The sequence below is a fragment of the Paenibacillus luteus genome, from assembly GCF_006542765.1.
GTDB lineage: Bacteria > Bacillota > Bacilli > Paenibacillales > Paenibacillaceae > Pristimantibacillus > Pristimantibacillus luteus.
In genome coordinates, this window is sequence record NZ_SKCD01000044.1 from 278,760 (window position 1) to 297,922 (window position 19,163).

The following is a 19,163-nucleotide window of genomic DNA, read 5'->3' on the forward strand; positions in this document are numbered from 1 at the left end:
GATGATAAATCGTTTATTATATGTATTATCACATGTGAGTGGTTAACTTTCAACATCTCGTAATTAGCTAAAAATGTGCTTTAATCCATTGGAGGCTGCCACGATTCAGAGCATTAAAACTTACGTCGGAATGATCCGCTTTAAGAGCAGGCTGACATTTGTCTGAACTAATGATTTTAATCTACAGGAGGTCTATAGATGAAAAAAGGAATTAACATTTGGTCGTTCAAAGATGGCGAGACGATCGCAGATTGCATCCAAACGGCGAAGAAGGCTGGCTTCGACGGGATCGAGCTTTCGTTGAATGAAACGGGAGAGCTCAGCCTTGCTGCAACGGACAAGGAAATCAACGAGATCAAAGCTAGACTTGCGGATGCCGAGCTGGAGATCGCAGGACTTGCCACTGGACTTTATTGGTCATACCCGATGACGAGCGGGGATGCAGCCATACGTGAGAAAGCCGTCGATGTAGCCAAGAAGCAGTTGGAGCTTGCTGCAGCGCTTGGCGTTGACACGATCCTGGTCATCCCTGGAGCTGTCGGCGTGGACTTTATTCCGGGCAGCGAGGTAACGGATTATGAGTACGCATATGAGCGTGCGCTAGAATCCATCAGCAAGCTGGTTCCGTATGCCGAAAGCGCTGGCGTGTCCATTGGTATTGAAAATGTCTGGAACAAGTTCCTGCTCTCGCCGCTTGAGCTGCGCACCTTTATCGATGCGCACCAGTCGAGCTTTGTAGGCTCGTATTTCGACGTAGGGAATGCGCTGCAAAACGGATATCCGGAGCAATGGATTCGCATACTGGGACACCGGATCAAGAAGGTGCATTTCAAGGATTATCGCCGTCAGGCTGGCGGCTTGCATGGTTTTGTCGACCTGTTAGCTGGTGACGTTAATTATCCTGCGGTCATGGAAGCGCTTCGTGCGATTGATTACAACAACTACGTTACTGGAGAAATGATTCCTCCATATACGCATCATTCGGAGCAAATTATTTATAATACATCCCGAGCAATGGACGCGATATTGGGACGTCAAAGCAGCTAATTAAAAAAGAAACGGAGGTTATGGAGATGTTAAAGGTTGGATTAATCGGATTTGGATTTATGGGACGCATGCATTTTGACAATTATGTCCGCTTAGCTGCTGAGGGGGCGCCTGTGCAGCTTGTAGCCATCTGCGATCTGCTCATTGAGGAGCTTAAAGAAGGCAAGGCATCAGGCAATATGGCGACAGAGCAAGAGGTATACGATCTTACCCCTTACCGCCTGTACGACAACATTTCGGAGATGTTGGAGAACGAAGAATTGGATGTCGTGGATATTACGCTGCCAACCTACCTGCATGCCGATCTGACATGCTCGCTGCTGGAGCGAGGGCTGCATGTTTTATGCGAAAAGCCGGTAGCGGGAACGTCGGAGGACGGATGGCGTATGGCGAATGCGGCGGAGACTACAGGGAAAACGCTGATGATCGGTCAATGCTTGCGCTTCTGGCCTGCGTATGAATACTTAAAGGCTGCCGTGTCCGATGGCCGTTACGGAGCAGTTACTGGCGGTTACTTCTTTAGAGGTTCTGCTGCGCCTAAGGGCTGGTTTCTCGATGGCAGCAAAAGTGGCGGCTGCTTGCTAGACATGCATATTCATGATGCCGATATGATTCACTGGCTGTTCGGTAAGCCTGAGAAGGTATCTACGCTGGCTCGCAATGTGATTCCGGGCAGCGGCTATGATGTGGTTTCCACTCATTATATTTATCCCGACGGTAAAGTGCTGAATGCACAGGCCGATTGGACATTAGAAGGAGATTATGGCTTCTCCATGACGTTCCGCGTTAATTTTGAAGGCGGAAATGTAGTATTTGAGAACGGACAGCTAAAGGTGAATCCGAATGATGCGCCGGGCTTTGTTGCCGAGCTATCCGAGGATATGGGCTATTATCGCCAAATTAAGTATTTTATCGAATCGGTGAATGAAGGCAAAGCGGTGACGACCTGCTTGCCTTCGAGCGCGGTAGGTACGCTTGAGATCATTGAAGCCGAGCTTCGTTCGGCAGATCAGGGTGGGGCTTTCGTCCAATTATAAAATGACAGCGTTGTAGTTGTAAGAAAAGCGTTTAAGCTATTCACCCCTGTATTCGTTCATAAATAAGCAAAGAAGCTGCGTCCCGTGGGGGCGCAGCTTCTTTGCTTAGACAGGGGGGGGGAGCTTCCGCTAAGTCTAAATGCCATAAAGCTGGCGGTAAACGGTTGGCGTCATCCCTTCATGCTCCATAAAGCGCTTGTTGAAATAACTGACGCTTGGATAGCCGGCATCACTGGCAATTTGCCCAATGTTCATCTCTTTGCGCTCCAGAAGCCATTGCTTAGCCATTTGCAGCCGTGAGCGCGTAATGAAATCCATAGGCGTCATTTCCATGACGCTGCGGAACAATTTACAGAAGTAGTACGGACTAACGCCTGCTTGCTCTGCCCAATATTCTAGAACGAAAGGCTGCGCGGCTTCCTGCTGCATCAAGGGAAGCAGCTCCAGAATCCGGTTGCCCGAGCTGCTTGCTTTGCTGCCGGAAATCGGCACGGCCTGCTCCACGAACACGGCGAGAATGGCAAACGTAAGGGCTGCAAGCTTCGTTGGATGCAGCATGCGGAAGGTTTCTGCTTCGACGAGCAGCTCCTCATGGACCTGCTCCCAAGCAGCGGGCTGGCGCACTGTCCATAGCTGGCTTTTGTGAAAGCCTCTCTCAATCATGTAATCCTGCAATCCGCTTCCATAGAAATGAACCCAACGAATGTCCCAAGGATCATCCTTGCTGCTATAGTAATGCTGCTGCTGAAGTGGGAAGTAGAGGACGGCTTCCCCTGCTTCGAGCGTATGGACGACACCGTCACATTCTACATATCCCTTTCCGGATACAACGTAATGAATATTAAAGTTGTTTAAAGATCCGGCGTCCCGCACGGAGTAATGCTCGGGATGCTCCCAGTAATTTCCGACGGATTCCGGGAAAATAAAAAATGGATTTTGCGGAAGCGTAAGCAGATGGCTTTGTCTTTGCATATGCATTCTCTCCATGACAATATTGTTTTAGTTGATAACAAAATAATATCATTTTATTTTTGATTATTCTATTTTACACTATAGAAAAGTATATTCCACCCATTAAATTCTGCTTATTTAAGAACAACTGATAAGCAGATATCTTCTGTGGGAGGCAAGGCTAAAGCTGGTTCTTATCACAATATAATAATAATCATAGATATGGAGTGAGTCTGGGATGACAAGGGAAAAACTGAAATGGGGCATTTTAGGCTGTGCGGGCATCGCCAAACGGGCGATGATACCTGGACTTCATCTTTCGGAGTTAAACGAGGCGGCAGCGATTGCCAGCCGGGACCTGGACAATGCAAAGCGGACGGCGGAGGAACTGAATATTCCAACTGCTTATGGCAGCTATGAAGAGCTGCTTGCCGATCCGTCTATTGATGTCGTCTATATTCCGCTGCCTAACCATTTGCATAGGGAATGGGCGATCCGGGCAGCAGAGGCTGGTAAGCATATTTTATGCGAGAAGCCGCTGGCCTTGACGGCGAAGGAAGCGGCAGAAATGGAAGAGGCGGCAGCCAAGGCCGGCGTTCTCTTATCCGAGGCATTTATGTATCGCTACCATCCGCGCTATGACATGATCAAGAAGCTGATCGATGACGGAGAAATCGGTGAGGTGCGCGGTATCCGCAGTGCCTTTACATTCAATAATGCAGGGCACAAAGAAAATGTAAGATACCGCAAGGAATGGGGCGGTGGCTCTATTTACGATGTAGGTTGCTACCCAATCAACGCGGCAAGGCTGCTGTTGGGCAAAGAACCGGAAGCGGTGACGGTACAGGCCTTGTTCTCTCCGGAGCATGACCATGTGGATATGATGGCTTCTGGTTTAGTTGAATTTAGTGATAACGTATCTTTAACCTTTGATTGCGGAATGTGGGCGGCTTTCCGCAACCCACTCGAAGTACTCGGCGCCGATGGTATTATTGAGGTGCCTTCCGCTTTCGTAACCGGCGAGCCGGGAAGCGGGAATTTCTTCGTCAGCGCCAAAGGAGGTCGCCGCGAGGTTGAGGTGCCCCATGTGAATGCGTACACGGCTCAGGCTGATCATCTCTCCCGTGCGATATTAGGAGAATCGGAGCTGCAGTTCGGTGGGGCTGATGCAGTCAACAATATGAAGGTTATTGATGCTTGTCTGCAATCTGCGCAAGATCGTGCAAGAATTCGCTTATAATCCTTCCGGTTATAACCGGGGAGTACAAATAACAGGAATGAAGATTAGAGGAGGAAGCAACGATGGAATACATTCAAATTAAAGGTTCGCCAAAGAAAGTGTCGCGCTTAATGAAGGGTTCGGATTACTTTTATCATGACACTTACGAGAAAGCGGCTGCGAATCTGGACGCTTTCATGGCAATTGGCGGTAATTCGATTGACACCGCTCATATTTATTGCGGCGGGCAGAGCGAAGAAGTGATTGGTCGTTATATGCAGGAGCGCGGCAATCGTGAAGATCTGGTTATTTTGACCAAATGCGCACACCATGACCAAAATGGTCCTCGTGTAAACAAAGAGGCGATTCAAGCGGATCTTACGTCCAGCCTTGCCCGCCTGCAAACGGACTACATTGACCTCTATGCCTTGCACCGGGATGATCCTGCCGTGCCTGCGGGAGAGGTTATTGAAATTTTAAACGAGCATGTTAAGGCAGGAAGCATCCGGGCAATCGGAGTATCGAACTGGACTTGGCAGCGAATTAAAGAAGCGAATGAGTATGCGGAAGCTAATGGACTTGTCGGTTTTTCATTCAGCAGCCCTAATCTTAGCCTAGCCAAAGCGAACGAGCCATTCTGGGCAGGCTGTGTTTCTGCAGATGAAGAAACCTGCGGATGGCATGAACAGGAGCAGTTCCCGCTTTTATCCTGGTCCTCGCAGGCACGCGGATTCTTTACGGGACGTTTCACTCCCGAGGTTCGCGACAATGCGGATCTGGTACGCGTTTTTTATAGCGACGACAACTGGGAGCGTTTGGAACGCGCGAAGCAGCTTGCAGAGAAGAAAGGCGTTAGCGCCATTCAAATTGCGCTTGCTTATGTACTAAATCAACCATTTCCGACATGTGCTTTGATTGGCGCGCAAACAGCGGAGGAGCTGCATTCCTGCGATGCGGGATCTCTCATCCAACTAACTAAGGAAGAGATGGATTGGCTTGACCTCGCAGTTCAAACAGTATAAATCTGCGATACTTGAGCAAATGCAAAAGACAAAGCTATTCCTTGTGAATAGCTTTGTCTTTTTTTGGTTTGTGTGGTGATAATTTTGCAAGGAAGACAGGCGATTTCAGCTAGTTTGGGTTTGAGCCTAGGCTGAGGATTGGTCAATCAGAGCTTTCGAAGCTTTGGAGGAAATAGCAGAATACCGATACTTTTCAGCAGTAATCTTGCTTCCGCAAAAATAGCGAAAACCTTATGATGAGGTCAAGAAGAACGAATCTATCGCTAAAGGAGCAACCGCCCATGTCGAATGTATTAAACACATTAACCGAAGAACAAATTCAGCAGTTCCGCACGGAAGGTTATTTAATTGTAAAAGGGCTGTTCTCGGAAGAGGATGTCCGCATTATTGAAAATAAATTTGAGGAAATTAGCCATCAAACCATTCCGGGCTTGTTTGAGCCGGTACTTGATGGGAGTACCAATGATCCCTTGAAGCGGTATCCGCGTGTAATGCATCCGCATCGCTTTGATGAGACCGCTAAGCAATATTTGCTTCATAAGCCGGTAATGGAGGTACTGTCCGATTTGTATGGCGAAGAGGCGCTTGCTGCTCAAAGCATGTTTTATTACAAGCCGCCAGGCTCACGGGGCCAAGCGCTGCACCAGGACAATTTCTATCTGCAGGTAGAGCCGGGCAACTGCATCGCAGCGTGGACGGCGATTGATGCAGCGAATGAAGAGAATGGCGGACTGCTTGTTGTTCCGAAGACGAGCGAGCATGAGCTGAGCTGTCCGGAGATGGCGGATTCGTCAGAATCCTTCACCACCCATTACGTCAAGCCGCCGAAGGACCAGAAGGCGATGCCGGTCATCATGGACAAAGGGGATGTATTGTTTTTTAACGGCAACCTCATTCATGGCTCCTACCGCAACAAGACCAAGGACCAGTTCCGCCGCGCATTTATTTGCCATTATGCGAATGTTTCCGCCACACATATTAATACCCACTATCGTCCGCTGTTCAGGCAGGATGGGACGGCTGTCGATTTAGAAATCAATGCGAACGGAGGCCCTTGCGGAATTGATTTCGAAATGGCCTATCCGCACTAAATGGGGAAGAACATGAACGGAAAATTGCAGGTTGAAATGTCGTGGTGGGGGATGAACGGTTTGCATGGAACAGCCGGGCACCCCGCTGGAATGGAAGAGAAGGTAAAACGAATTGCAGAGAACGGATTCGACGGCATTAATGCCTTTGTTCCTCCTCTAGAGGAGAGCGGACGGTGGAAGGAACTGCTGGAGCAATATGGCTTAGCCTACAGTGTCAATGCTTATCCGACCTGTTTAACGGATATGGCCGAATTTTTGGAGAAGGCAGCAGCCTTTGGCAAGGTTCGCTACATTAATGCTCAGGTCATGAAGCCCTTCTTAACTGGAGATTCAGCACTTGAATTGCTCTCGGGCATCGATGCGCTGTCTCGGCAAGCGGGCATACCCGTCTATATTGAGACGCATCGCGGCACGATCACGCAGGATCTCATTCGCACGGCGCAATTTTTGGAGTCGCTTCCATCGCTGGAACTTACAATCGATTATTCTCATTATGTCGTAGCAGGGGAACTGCATACGGTCTCTCCAGAGGCGGAAGCGCTTCTTCAGTCGCTGCTGCCAAATGCCTCTAGCATTCACACACGTATCTCAAACGGTGAGCAGATTCAGATTGATCCGGGAGAAGCGGGTGCTCATCCGATGCTGCCGCATTTTGCAAGATGGTGGGAGAGTGCGATGAGGCACTGGAGACAAGCGGAAAGGAATGAGAATGATTGTTTTCCGGTTGTCATTGAACTTGGGCCTGCACCATACGCCATTACTTTAGATGAGTCTGGTTCCAGAACAACCGAAATTAGCGATCGCTGGGCGCAATCGTTATATTTGAAGAAACTTGTACAGCAGCTGTGGGATAAATCGAGCCTATAGCAAAAACCTGACTGGATGCGCGGTAGCGGCCAGTCAGGTTTTTTTAATAGTAGAAGATTTTAAAGGTTTCATACCATAAAGCAGTCTTCTATTTCTACGCATAACGGATACCCTCCTCTTAGAGAGGAGGGCGAAGCCATTTCTTGTTGCGTGAAGCTCCTATTCATCATCTTCACTGACAGATACGGTGAGTACGTTTGACTCTACTTCGCCGGTAAATGTCTGGTTTCCACTTGGATAGCTGTATTTGGCTCGGGCATACCCTATCATTTCATCTCCCGAGACCACATCGGTTACAATGGCAGAGTATACGATTTGCAGTGAATCGCCTGGTAGTAGGTTGCCGAGCTCCCAGCTCCCTTTTCCGTCATAAGCGTTAGGAGGGAGCCGTCTGCCGTCTACCCGGAATGATTTTGGCAAAATATCGACACCAAGAGGAAAGTCACTGATAAAAGCAAGGTCCGCAGCCAAATTACCTTTATTTGAAACCATCGAATGAATCGTGATTGAATCGCCATACTCTACGCTAGCTGGAGTTACATTCGCTTCAATCGTAATGATTGGCGAAGCCACCGTTGTCGCAGCTGTATTGGAGTAAGCGGTATAACTTACGACTCTCCCATCAGAGAGTCTAAATGTATAGTTGGCCCTAGCTGTATTGGTTATTGGCGAGCTGCCTGTGAAAGGCGAGGATATAATGGCGTCGAAGGTTACTATGTTTTGGGATTGACCAATTAACGTGCCAAGCATAATGCCATCCTCCATGTTTTCACCCAGCAGTTGCGCACCATTAAGCTTCAAGCTGCCGGGTGCGAATGCGGTGCCAGCAGGAATGATATCCTCAAGTACAGCGTCTACCGCGATGTTTTGCACATTGCTGATCGTGATGGCATAGCGCAGCCAATCACCAGGAATCGCGTTGTTTCGGTCTACCTGCTTGGTCACCGTGATTTCCGGCTTAATTAGCGTAACGGTAACCGTGTTAGATTCGATAAAGCTAGGCGTACCTGAGACCAGATAACGGATAATGGCTTGGCTGATGGACAATTCAGGAGAATCCTCTGTCGTTTGGGTACGGTACGTAATAAAGACAGTGGACTGCGTCCTCAACAAGCCAATCGGTATGCCGGTCCGAGGATCAGCCCCAGGGGAAATGACGGCATTGATCGTGACGCTGCCGGGGACAAAGAGTGCACCGACAGGTAGGGTGATGAAAGCAGTCGCGTCCCGAAGGGCAAGATTGCCTTCATTGACGACTGTTAAGCGATACGTTACATAATCAGACGGAAAGGTTTGATTTGTGCTTGCGCTTAGAACGGCTGCGATGGATACGTTGTTTACTGGAGTAACTAGCTTATTGGAATAGCTGGTGCTTGTAATGGAGCGTCCTTCGGCGGTTTGAAATACAGCATCGGCACGGGCTTGGTTGACGAGTTGCAGGCTTCCTGGCAAAGAAACAACGATAAGCTGGAACACGACACGCGTCGTTTCTTGTGGCGCCAAACTCCCAAGCGCAATTCCTGTATCAGGATTAGCGCCTGGGACGGGGACGCCGTCAAGGAGGACGCTATTGGCAACGAACGATGTCCCCTCTGGCAGCTTGTCGGTCAACGTGACCGTTCCCGCTACATTTCCGGCATTGGTTGCAATGAGGGAATAAGTGATCGTGCTACCAAGGAATACCTCACTCTCATAGGCGCTTTTGTCAATCAGGACGCGGGTGCCGATCAGAGCCGTGTTGACGGTATTGGAGTAGGTGACCATCTCTACACTGCCCGAAGCAAATTGGACGAGCGATTGGTTTTGGAGCATGGGTTGATTGAAAGGCAGCGGGCTCATATGGTTGTAACCAGCACCTGAAATGTTACGGTTGAGCTGGCTCCTGGAGCGATCGTTCCGATCGAAATGCCAGTGTTCGGATTTGCGGAAGGCTTTGGCGAGCCATCCACGGTGACGCTGCCTGCTGTAAAGGTCGTGCCCGCGGGAACCGGATCGACAAGTATGACGTTGTTAACGGCTGCAATGCCGTTATTCGTCGCAATAATGGTATACGTAATGGTGTCGCCTACGACCGCATCGATGGAAGAAGCGCTCTTTAAGACGGAAACATTTGGCGATGAGACCGGGATCGTTAATGTATTGGACAAAATGGTTCCGGTAAGCACACGCCCATCCGGCGGCGAGAAGGAGAAATTTGCTGTCGCTTGGTTAACCAACTGCTGAGGCGAAGGCAGGGCATCGACAGTCACCTGCAGTGTGATGACTACACTGATCGTTGCGCCAGGAGGCACGCTTCCAATGGGAATGCCTGCGGCTGGATTGGCACCCGGCTGCGGTACTCCGTTCACGAGTACGCTGTTTGGTATGAAAGCCGCACCAGTTGGGATGGTATCGAACACCGATACGTCTGCTGCAATATTCCCAGTGTTAGTAATGGCGAGTGAATAAGTAATCGTGTCTCCAACCGTCGCATTTGAGGTGTCAGCCGATTTGGCAAGCGATAGCAGCGGCTGATAGATCGGTGTCACCACGGTATTGGAGAAGGTGCTGCCGGAGAAAGCGCCTGACGTAAAGCTGACGGTGGCGCGATTGCTGAGCGATGCTGGATTTGGCAGCGTATTAACGCGCACATTGAAATCGACCAGTACGGTTGCGCCAGGCGCAATCGTTCCGAGGATGATGCCATTGGCGGGATCGGCAGCCGGGCGTGCAACTCCATCGACCAGCACGCTGCCGATCTGGAAGGATGCGCCTGTAGGAATCGGATCGACGACCTGAACATTATTAATATTGGCAATTCCGCTATTGGTTACGGATAAACGGTAAGTGACGATATCTCCAATAACGGCGTCAGTTGCCGTTGTGCTTTTGACAGCTGTCACGTTCGGCGAAGAAACCGGGATCGACAATGTGTTTGTGGAAAAAGCGCCGTTTAAGGTGCGACCATCTGGCAGCGTGAAGCTGTAGGTGGCCGAAGCTTGATTGACAAGCTGCTGGCCAGGCGGGAGAGCATTGATGACAAGAGAAAATGAAACCGTTGCTGTCGTGGAAACATTGCCTAATGGAATACCTGCAGCAGGATCTGCTCCTGGTACGAGCTGGCCGTTCACGATTACGCTGTTTTGCACAAGGCTGGTACCAGCAGGGATAATATCGGTGAGAATGACGGTTCCCGGATAGTTACCGGTATTTTGCACAGCTATCGTGTAAACTACGGTGTCGCCGATCGTAGCGTTGCTTGTGCTTCCGCTTTTGACGCCGGTCAGGATCGGCTGGTACACCGGAATGATGACGGTATTGGAAAAGGTTACGCCTGAGAATACTCCGGATGTAAAGCTGACGGATGACCGATTGCTGAGCTGCGCTGGAGATGGCAGGGAAGTAACCGTTACATTAAAGGAAACAAGCACCGTCTGACCTTGGGTAATCGTGCCGATGGCCACTCCAGTAGCTGGATTTGCGCTAGGTCTTGCTACACCATCAACGAGTACGCTACCTGGAATCAAAGCACTGCCGACGGGCAGCGGGTCCGTAAATATGACATTATTGACGGCTGCTATGCCGCTGTTAAGAATCGAAATGGAATAGGTGACGATATCTCCGACAGCTACGGATGTAGAAGCGGCGCTCTTGGCGACGCTAACATTAGGCGCGGATACCGAAATGACAACGGTATTGGAGCGTGCGCTTCCGCTGAGCGTTCGTCCACTTGGGAGCGTGAAAGAAAAGGTCGCATTTGCTTGATTGCTTAGCTGTTGCGGATTCGGGAGCGAATCGATAATAACCGAGAAGACGACGGAAACCGTTGTGTTTGGCGCCACGGCGCCAATGGGAATTCCGGCTACTGGATCTGTGCCAGGCTGGGGGGCCCCGCCGATCAACACGCTATTTGGGACGAAGACTGCACCTGCAGGAATATTGTCCGTGACGGTTGCCGTGCCTGCATAATTTCCCGTATTGCTGACATCGATCCGGTAACTAACCGTATCGCCGACTGTTGCGTTAATGGTATTTGCACTTTTTGCCATGGAAATGATCGGCTGATATACTGGCGTATTGACGAGGTTGGATATCGTCATGCCAGAGAAAACACCAGAGGTGAAGGTGACGCTGGCTTGGTTGCCAATTTGGCCTGTGACGGGAATGGCAACGACGGTAACCTGGAAGGTTACGGTTACTGTAGCAGATGCGACTATTGATCCAAGTGAGATGCCTGAAGCAGGTACGCCTGGATTGGGTACACCATTAATGGTTACGCTGCCTGGAACGAAAGCGGCGCCTGCGGGGATAGCGTCATTGAGAATGACGTTGTTGATGTTTTCTATTCCGCTATTGTTAACGGCTATGGAATAAGTGATGACCTCACCGATTGCTGCATCTACCGAAGCTGTGCTTTTTACTACGGCAACGTTGGGTGCGGAGACGGGAATCGATAGCGTATTGGATTGGGCATTTCCGTTAAGAAGCCTTCCGTCAGGCGGCGTGAACGTATACGCAGCCGTCGCTTGATTGACTAAAAATTGAGGACTCGGCAGTGTCGTGATGACAACGGAATAAGTGACGGGAATAGAGGCTCCTGGAGGAATGGATCCGACGTTGATGCCTGTGATTGGAGATTCCCCGGGATGCGGCACGCCCCCGACAACGACACTATTAGGAGAGAAGGTCGTTCCGGCCGGAAGTAAATCGCTAAGGGTAAGTAAACCTTCGAGGTTTCCAGCATTGCTAACGAGAACCGTATAAGTAACTGTATCTCCTAACGTAGCATTGCTGGTATTTGCGCTAAGCAATAAGGAGATTTGCGGCTGCGTGACAGGTGTCGTCGTCGTATTGGACGAGGATGATGCAGAGAATGCGCCCGAAGTGAAGCTAACTGTTGATTGGTTCGTGATCTGGGAGGGGACTGCCATCGTTACTCTCACCTCAAATGTTACGGTAGCAGAGCCGCCAGGGGCTAGGGTACCGATTGGAATGCCGGTGGATGGTGCTGCGTCCACGCGGGGACTGCCGTTTACAATTACACTTCCTGCGATGAAAGAAATATTTGCCGCTAAGGCATCGTTAAGCAACACATTGTTGACAGGAGCGATCCCGTTATTCGTCACCACGGAGGCATAAGTAAAAGTGTCGCCGACAACTACTGAAGTTGGCCCAACGGATTTTGTTAACGTGACATTCGGCGGTGAAACAGGAATGTTAACCGTATTTGAAGAAGAAACCCCGCTAAGTAATCTTCCATTAGGCAGGATATAGTTATATTGAGCTACACCTTGATTGACTAGCTGCTGAGGATTGGGCAAGAAAGTAACGGTCACAATAAAGCTGACTTCAGTTATTGTACCGGGGAAGACGTTGCCGATCGGTATGCCCGTAACTGGACTTAGGCCAGGAAAGGGAACCCCTCTAATGAGTACGCTGTTTTGGTCAAATACCGTGCCTGAGGGGATGTTATCCATCAGTGTAACAATGGCTTCGGTATTGCCGCTATTACTGATCCGAATCGTGTAAGTATACGTATCCCCGACCGTTGCGCTTTGCGTGCTGGCCAGCTTCTCAAGCGATAGGATTGGCTGGAAGACGGGGATATTTACCGTTCCAGATAAGGATGATCCGCTAAAGGCACCAGAAGTATAGCTGACGCCGGCACGGTTGGCGATAATAGCAGGAGTAGGCAGTGAAGTTACCAGTACTTGAAAGGCAACGGTAACCGTTGTTAACGGATTAATCGTGCCAAGTGAAAAGCCCGTGTTCGGATTGGCAGCGCTTGTCACGCCGTTAATCGTCGTGCTGCCGCTCACGAAGCTTGTTCCGCTAGGTATGGAATCTGAGAAATTAACGTTCGTTACAGGTACAATACTATTATTCGCAACGTTAATCGTAAAGGTTATGATATCGCCAATCGCGGCTGCTGTTGAATTGGCGCTTTTTGATACCATTACGTTTGGCGTTTGGGCGGTAAGGGTTACGGTATTGGAGCTGCTGCTTCCGGATAAGTTTCGACCGCTTGGCAGTTGGTAGGTGAAGCCGACTACGGCTTGGTTGATCAGTGTGGCAGGCGATGGCAAGGTGTTTAGCACCACTTGAAAAGAAACCGTTGAAGTAACCGCAGTTGTCAATGCGCCAAGTGGAATTCCGGTTACGGGGCTGGCACCTGGCTGGGCTAGGCCATTCACGATTACGCTCCCGGACACGAAAGCTGTTCCGCTTGGGATGTTATCTGTCAGCGAGCCTTGTGCGGTAATATTGCCTGTGTTGCTCACAATGAACGAATAGGTAATATTACCGCCAACGGTAGCATTAGACGGCGAACCTGTTTTGACAACTCTAATGATCGGTTGAAAGACGGGAGTTGTCACAGAGCCTGAAAGAGATAAACCTGAGAAAACGCCCGAGCTGTAAGAGACGGAAGCCTGATTGATGAAGGTGCCTGAGCTTGGAACCGCTACCGCGTTAATTCCAAAGGTAATGGTTACCGAGCTGCCAGGCGATATGGTTCCGATCGATATGCCGCTAGCAGGGTTTGCCGCCGGTTGTGAAGTTCCTGCGACGACAACGCTTCCTGCCACAAACTGCGCTCCGGAAGGAATAGGGTCCGTTACGCTGACATTCGTAACAGCTGCAATGCCGCTATTCGTGACGATAAGGGTATAGGTAAGAGTTTCACCAACTGCGATATCGGCCAGACTGGCACTCTTGACGGCCATGACGCTCGGAAGCCGAACTGGAATCGTTATCGTATTTGAAGCTAATGAGCCTGAAAAGATTCTCCCATCCGGAATTTGGTACGTATAGGTGGACGATGCTTGATTAACGAGCTGCGGTGGCGAGGGCAGCGAATTGACCTGTACTTGAAACGTAATGGTAGAAGACCCTCCGGCGGCTACTGAACCAATGGAGACGCCTGCTGGCGGGTTTGCTCCAGGAACGACGACACCATTAATGCGAAAGCTGTTTGGAACAAAGGTCGTTCCGGCAGGAATATTGTCTGTTAAATTGACAATCGCGGCTGAACTTCCACTGTTGGACACAAGCAGGGTATAAGTGAATTGATCGCCAACCGTTGCGTTCGTTGTGTTCGCACTTTTTACAATGGACAAATTAGGAGCATATACGGGAATCGTAACCGTATTCGATGGAATAACTCCCGTGATAATAGAACCGCCGGCAACACTTTGAAAGGTAAAAGCAGCATTTGCAGTGCTCGAAAGCTGCGCTGTACTTGGCAATGAGGTGACGACAGCTTGATAAGTAACCGTAATTGAGCTTGAAAGATTCAGAGATCCAAGCGGAGCACCTGTTCGAATGTCGAAGGTCGGTTTGGCGACACCTCCAACCGTAACACTGCCAGGAGCAAAGGTTACACCGGCCGGCAATGTATCTGTCAACACGATGCTGGCAGCGTTCGCCGTTCCTGAATTGCTGACTGTAACCGTAAACGTAATGATATCGCCGATCGTCGGCCCCGTTGCATTCTCACTTAGGGCAACGGTAATCAAAGGGGCATTGATGTTGACCTGAATCGCATTAGCATTGAGTACGTAGGCGTCCCCGGAAGTTGTCAGTGACAGTACTGCGGAGCTTTGGTTATTTGTGAGTCTTGCCGAAATATCGACGTTGGTAATGTCCCAGCCTTGGCGGCCACCAACGATATTGGAACCGGGAGCCCCGTTTATTTGATTGCGGTCACCGAAGGTTCCGGTTGTATTTAATGAGCCGCTGTCATTATTGATTTGTGATGCAAAGAAATTGTTTGCAAAGTTATTCGTTCCCGAGAGGGCAACCAAACTTGCCGACGTGGGCCCAAAAAGCGCCTGGTCTCCTGTACGGTTAGCATCGCCCTCTTGCCCGCTGAACAAGGCTCTGCCGCCAAGCGCTCCGGATATCGGTGTCGCGAATCCAGTGATTGTCGTATTAACAGGCCCAGACGTGCTCTGGACGAGAATAGCTCCTGCACGCAGTGACATGTTGCGAAAGGGCAAGGAAGGATTCTGATAGATAACGGCTAGTGTCCAGCCTGCGTGATTAGCCGTGGAATCGCCTGGTATGATAATCGTTCCGACGACACTGCCCGTTGTATACGTACCAGCACCTGCTGGCAGTACAAGAGCGGTAACGTTTGCCGATCGGGTATAACCGAAAGCGCCTCCCCCAAGATCAAAGGTATTGCTGGTTGCAGCATCTGGCGATACGCTCGATGTTCCAAGCGGTGTTTGAAATGAAACCGGATTATTGATGGCCGCGCTTAAATTAACGGTTCCATTAATATAGGTTCCGCCCCAAATCAGCTCCGCATAAAGGACAGTGCTTCCGGCTGGCAATACGAGAGTGGCCGCTGAACTGTTCTCTAAATAGTTGCTTGTCGTTCCGAGAGGGTATGTACCATATCGAACGGCAGTGTTTGTTGTAACGAAAGCGCCAATACTGTCAGATGTGCCCGGAACCCCTGCTACTTCGGAGCGGCTAAGGCCCAGTGTATTCCCTGTAAACGTAATGGCGCCGGTTGCATTCAAGGTTGCACGGACGACCAGAGGTATTGGATTCACCCCCTTTACTCAATAGGATTAGAACTAGGGGTTAAGGATGCCCCTCTTGATGAATCAAGATCTTATCTATTCAATTGTATGAATCATTTCAATTTTTTTGTTTGTCTACAAAAAAATAATTATAAGGTTTGAAAAAGATTAGACCGGATATCTTAATTAGGAAAAATGGCCCATCATGGAGTGGGAGAGCAGCTATTCAAGCCAATAAGTTTAAAATAGTCCAATCGATAAGGTTAAAATAATCCAATTAAACGTTTTCACGATAAAGCTATACTATTTAAAACGCTTACAACAAACAGGATTTGCAAGAAAAGATGTGAAACGGATACAATGGGGATCGAGCGCTGCAGCTGCATAGGGGCTATGCAATGTTAGCGGCGTCAACTGTTGAAGTTGGATATCATTATATAGCTGTCATTCCAATCGGGATGACAGCAGCAACCGAACTAACGCCTGATGGGACAAGGGTGTTGGTTTTTTGTGTGTGGCCGTCGATTTAAAGTAATGATCACGGATATCCTATCATCTAGAAGCGAAGCGGGGGGTGCCTGATCTGATGTTTGAGAGGCTTATTAGAATTGTGACTGATCCATTCCGGAGAAGCATTCGCAATAAACTGATTTTTACGATGATCTTTTTGTCCGTCATACCGATCGTGGCGGTGACGGCTCTCGCCACCGAAAACAACCGCAAGTCCATGGAAGAGGAAGTCATTAGCACGAATCTTTCCAATATGAAATGGACAGGCGTTTATTTGGGCGATCAGTTTACGCTTCTTAACAACATGATTTATACCGTACTGATCAGCCCTCATCTCAACGATTATTTGGCGAGTACGGAAGGATCTACCATCTATAACCAGTTCGCAGCTCAAAAAAATATTATGGACACACTCAGCAATTTGTTTTATTCCGCAGGAAATCAAGTTACTGGTGTTGAGCTTTATTTAAGCGAGCCGCGCAAGCTGTTTACCATTAGCTCCTATCAGTATGATCTTGAGACACCGAGGACAATTCCGGAACCTTACAAGCAGCTCGTAGAGCAGCAGAAAGACCTGATTATAAGATCGCAGGCTAAAAGTGGAGAATTCCAACTGATTCGCAGCATTAACCGATTCGAAAACCGGGACAAGCTCGGCGGTATTTCATTGAAAATCAAATGGTCGATGCTGGATCAAACGCTGGATTTGATCGGGAGGGGAGAGGAGCACAAAGTTTTAATTGCGGGTGAAGACGGTGATATCTTGTACCAGCCTTTTGGGGAAAAGCCGTCGGATGAGGTGATGGCCATGGTGCAGAAAGCCGGTGAAGGGCAAGGGTACTTCCGAATGCCCAAGGAATATGTCTTCTATAATTCCATTGATTCGGTAGGGCTGAAGTTGGTGACGATTATCCCAACCAGCTTTATTAACAAAAGTTCCCAGTCTACGATGCATTTTGGTCTTATTATTGGAGCGATAACGATCGTGCTGTCCATAGTAGTTGCCACGCTGCTGGCTTGGCGGACAGCGACCCCAATCGTCACGCTGGCAAGATCGATGCAAGGACTTGGCCTCATCAAAGAAACGGAATTACCGCAAACCACTCGGGTAGACGAGATCGGCTTGCTAGAGACGAAGCTATACAACATGTCCTACCGCATAAGAGAGCATATTAAAACAGAATACAGCATGAATCTCGAGAAGAAGACCGCGGAGCTAAAGGCGCTGCAAGCACAGATTAATCCTCATTTTCTGCAAAATACGCTCCAAATGATCGGCAGTATGCTTTTTACCAAAAAACCGATCGAGAGCTACGAAATTATCCGTTCACTTAGCGATATGTTCCGATATGTCATTCGTGACCCAAATGACCTGGCAACGTTAAAGGCAGAGATGGATCATTTGAACAATTATTTGCTGATCCAGAAGCAGCGATTCTCCTCTAGGCTAACCTATGCGATCAAAATAGATGAGTCTGCGTTGGGTTGCCGAATTCCGAAGCTGACATTGCAGCCTATCGTGGAAAATGCGTTTATGCATGGATTGGAAAATAAATCAGGCGATTGGCATCTTCAAATCTCGATCATTTGCGAACAGGAAACGGTAAGAATTCAAATTAGCGATAATGGTGTGGGCATAAGTGAGAACAAACTGACCAGCCTACAGAAACGGCTTCATAACCAGACAGGACAACTATGGACGCATGGGAACCGCATCGGCATACAAAATGTAGCTACCCGCATTCAAATGCATTTTGGCGCTTCTTTCGGGATTGCCATGGAGAGCGAGCTTAATCAAGGTACGATAGTAACGGTAATTATTCCGATGGAACGGGGAGGTGAGCTTCATGATTAAGGTATTGATCGTGGACGATGAGAGCTGGACAAGAGATATTATTAAAGCGTTTGGTGAATGGAATGAGCTCGGAATGCAAATTATAGGGGAAGCGGAAGATGGCAAAGAGGCGCTCCAATTAATCGAACAATTGCAGCCCCAAATCGTGATTACCGATATGCGCATGCCCGGTACTGACGGCGTCCAGCTGCTGCAAATGCTGAGTGAACAGCATCAGCACATCAAAACCGTCGTCATTAGCGGGTATGATGATTTTCAGTATGCGAAGCATGCGATCCGGTATAAAGCGGTTGATTATTTATTGAAGCCTGTTGATCCTAAGGAGCTGAATAACGCTCTGCAAAATTGCAAGCGGGTGCTGGAAGCTGCGCAGAACGAGCGCAGTCCCTTATCGCTGGATTTGTCATATTCGCTCGCGACCTTCAAGCAGCTGGTTAGATCCCACTATAACGATCTTAACCTTGACGGCGTATCGGCAACGCTTAGCCATATGATGAAGGAACTTGAGAGCAATGGTGTAACGAAGCCGGCGATGCTCGAGCAAGTTATGCAGGAGCTTTTACTGCTGCTGAAAGAACTTATGAAGGCTAACTCGCAAGAAAGCGAGGCATTGCATGCGGATTACGGACAGGAAGCCGTAGAGTCATGCGCTAATACAGAAGCTTTTCTGAAAGGGCGTTATACAGCCATGCTGGAGCAGCTTATTCAGCACCGGAAATTCAAAAATAAATTGAATTTGGCTGAGGTCAAGCTGTATATGGAGGAGCATTATACAGAGCCGGTCACACTGGAGCAGCTGGCAAGAGCATTTTTTGTAAGCAAGGAATATTTGAGCAAAATGTTTAAACAGGAATTCGGTCGCAATGTAACGGATTATATGCTCCATCTGCGGATGGTGAAGGCGAAGGACTGGCTGCTCGATGAGAGCATACCGATAAAAACGATCGCAGAAATGGCGGGATATGAGGACATTACGTATTTCTACCGTGTATTTAAAAAGCATTTTGGCATTGCGCCAGGTGAAATGAGGAAAAATAGCGAGGTTTAAAAT

The 19,163-nt window shown here is 49.0% G+C and carries 12 protein-coding genes; 9 read left to right on the top strand and 3 right to left on the bottom strand.

From position 1 onward, the window contains the following. The first annotated feature begins 198 nt into the window (after positions 1–198). Together E0496_RS27230 and E0496_RS27235 are read left to right on the top strand one after the other, a co-directional pair. Positions 199–1,047 carry a sugar phosphate isomerase/epimerase family protein gene (locus tag E0496_RS27230; RefSeq protein ID WP_141504983.1) on the top strand — a complete coding sequence of 283 codons (849 nt, stop codon included), beginning with the start codon at positions 199–201 and terminating at the stop codon, positions 1,045–1,047. A gap of 26 nt (positions 1,048–1,073) precedes the next feature. After that, the gene (locus E0496_RS27235) at positions 1,074–2,084 is read left to right on the top strand and encodes a Gfo/Idh/MocA family protein (protein WP_141504984.1); all 1,011 of its coding nucleotides are present in this window, start codon (positions 1,074–1,076) and stop codon (positions 2,082–2,084) included. 135 nt (positions 2,085–2,219) lie between these two features. Here E0496_RS27235 and E0496_RS27240 read toward each other — a convergent pair whose 3' ends face one another. Then, on the bottom strand, positions 2,220–3,056 hold the full coding sequence (locus tag E0496_RS27240) for an AraC family transcriptional regulator (RefSeq protein WP_141504986.1): 837 nt from the start codon (positions 3,054–3,056) through the stop codon (positions 2,220–2,222). 217 nt (positions 3,057–3,273) lie between these two features. On the opposite strand from E0496_RS27240, the gene E0496_RS27245 reads away from it, so the two are divergent. The 4 genes from E0496_RS27245 to E0496_RS27260 all read left to right on the top strand — a co-directional run bounded on the left by E0496_RS27245 (position 3,274) and on the right by E0496_RS27260 (position 7,234). Further along, positions 3,274–4,275, top strand: coding sequence for a Gfo/Idh/MocA family protein (locus tag E0496_RS27245; protein ID WP_141504987.1), 1,002 nt, complete (start codon positions 3,274–3,276; stop codon positions 4,273–4,275). Positions 4,276–4,337: 62 nt separating this feature from the next. Next, the gene (locus E0496_RS27250; protein WP_141504989.1) at positions 4,338–5,276 is read left to right on the top strand and encodes an aldo/keto reductase; all 939 of its coding nucleotides are present in this window, start codon (positions 4,338–4,340) and stop codon (positions 5,274–5,276) included. A gap of 281 nt (positions 5,277–5,557) precedes the next feature. Next, on the top strand, positions 5,558–6,367 hold the full coding sequence (locus E0496_RS27255) for a phytanoyl-CoA dioxygenase family protein (RefSeq protein WP_141504991.1): 810 nt from the start codon (positions 5,558–5,560) through the stop codon (positions 6,365–6,367). A 12-nt stretch (positions 6,368–6,379) separates the two neighbouring features. Continuing rightward, positions 6,380–7,234, top strand: coding sequence for a sugar phosphate isomerase/epimerase family protein (locus E0496_RS27260; protein WP_241675013.1), 855 nt, complete (start codon positions 6,380–6,382; stop codon positions 7,232–7,234). Between the two features lie 159 nt (positions 7,235–7,393). Here the strand turns inward: E0496_RS27260 and E0496_RS27265 are convergent, their stop codons facing one another. Together E0496_RS27265 and E0496_RS27270 are read right to left on the bottom strand one after the other, a co-directional pair. Next, positions 7,394–9,073 carry a DUF11 domain-containing protein gene (locus E0496_RS27265; RefSeq protein WP_141504992.1) on the bottom strand — a complete coding sequence of 560 codons (1,680 nt, stop codon included), beginning with the start codon at positions 9,071–9,073 and terminating at the stop codon, positions 7,394–7,396. Then, entirely contained in the window at positions 9,070–15,768 is a 6,699-nt protein-coding gene (locus tag E0496_RS27270; protein ID WP_421924786.1) for a DUF7507 domain-containing protein, read from the bottom strand. Before E0496_RS27270 ends, E0496_RS27265 begins: the two co-directional genes overlap by 4 nt. A 377-nt stretch (positions 15,769–16,145) precedes the next feature. Here E0496_RS27270 and E0496_RS37005 point away from each other — a divergent pair, with 377 nt between their 5' ends. Genes E0496_RS37005 through E0496_RS27280 form a run of 3 tightly spaced genes read left to right on the top strand, consistent with a single transcriptional unit; the run spans position 16,146 to position 19,160 of the window. After that, positions 16,146–16,277, top strand: a complete 132-nt coding sequence (locus E0496_RS37005; protein WP_277755889.1) for a hypothetical protein — start codon at positions 16,146–16,148, stop codon at positions 16,275–16,277. A 56-nt stretch (positions 16,278–16,333) separates the two neighbouring features. Further along, the gene (locus E0496_RS27275; protein ID WP_141504996.1) at positions 16,334–18,112 is read left to right on the top strand and encodes a sensor histidine kinase; all 1,779 of its coding nucleotides are present in this window, start codon (positions 16,334–16,336) and stop codon (positions 18,110–18,112) included. Further along, positions 18,105–19,160 (top strand): response regulator transcription factor, encoded by a 1,056-nt coding sequence (locus tag E0496_RS27280; protein ID WP_141504998.1) that lies wholly within the window; start codon positions 18,105–18,107, stop codon positions 19,158–19,160. The genes E0496_RS27275 and E0496_RS27280 overlap by 8 nt, the downstream gene beginning before the upstream one ends. Positions 19,161–19,163: the final 3 nt, after the last annotated feature.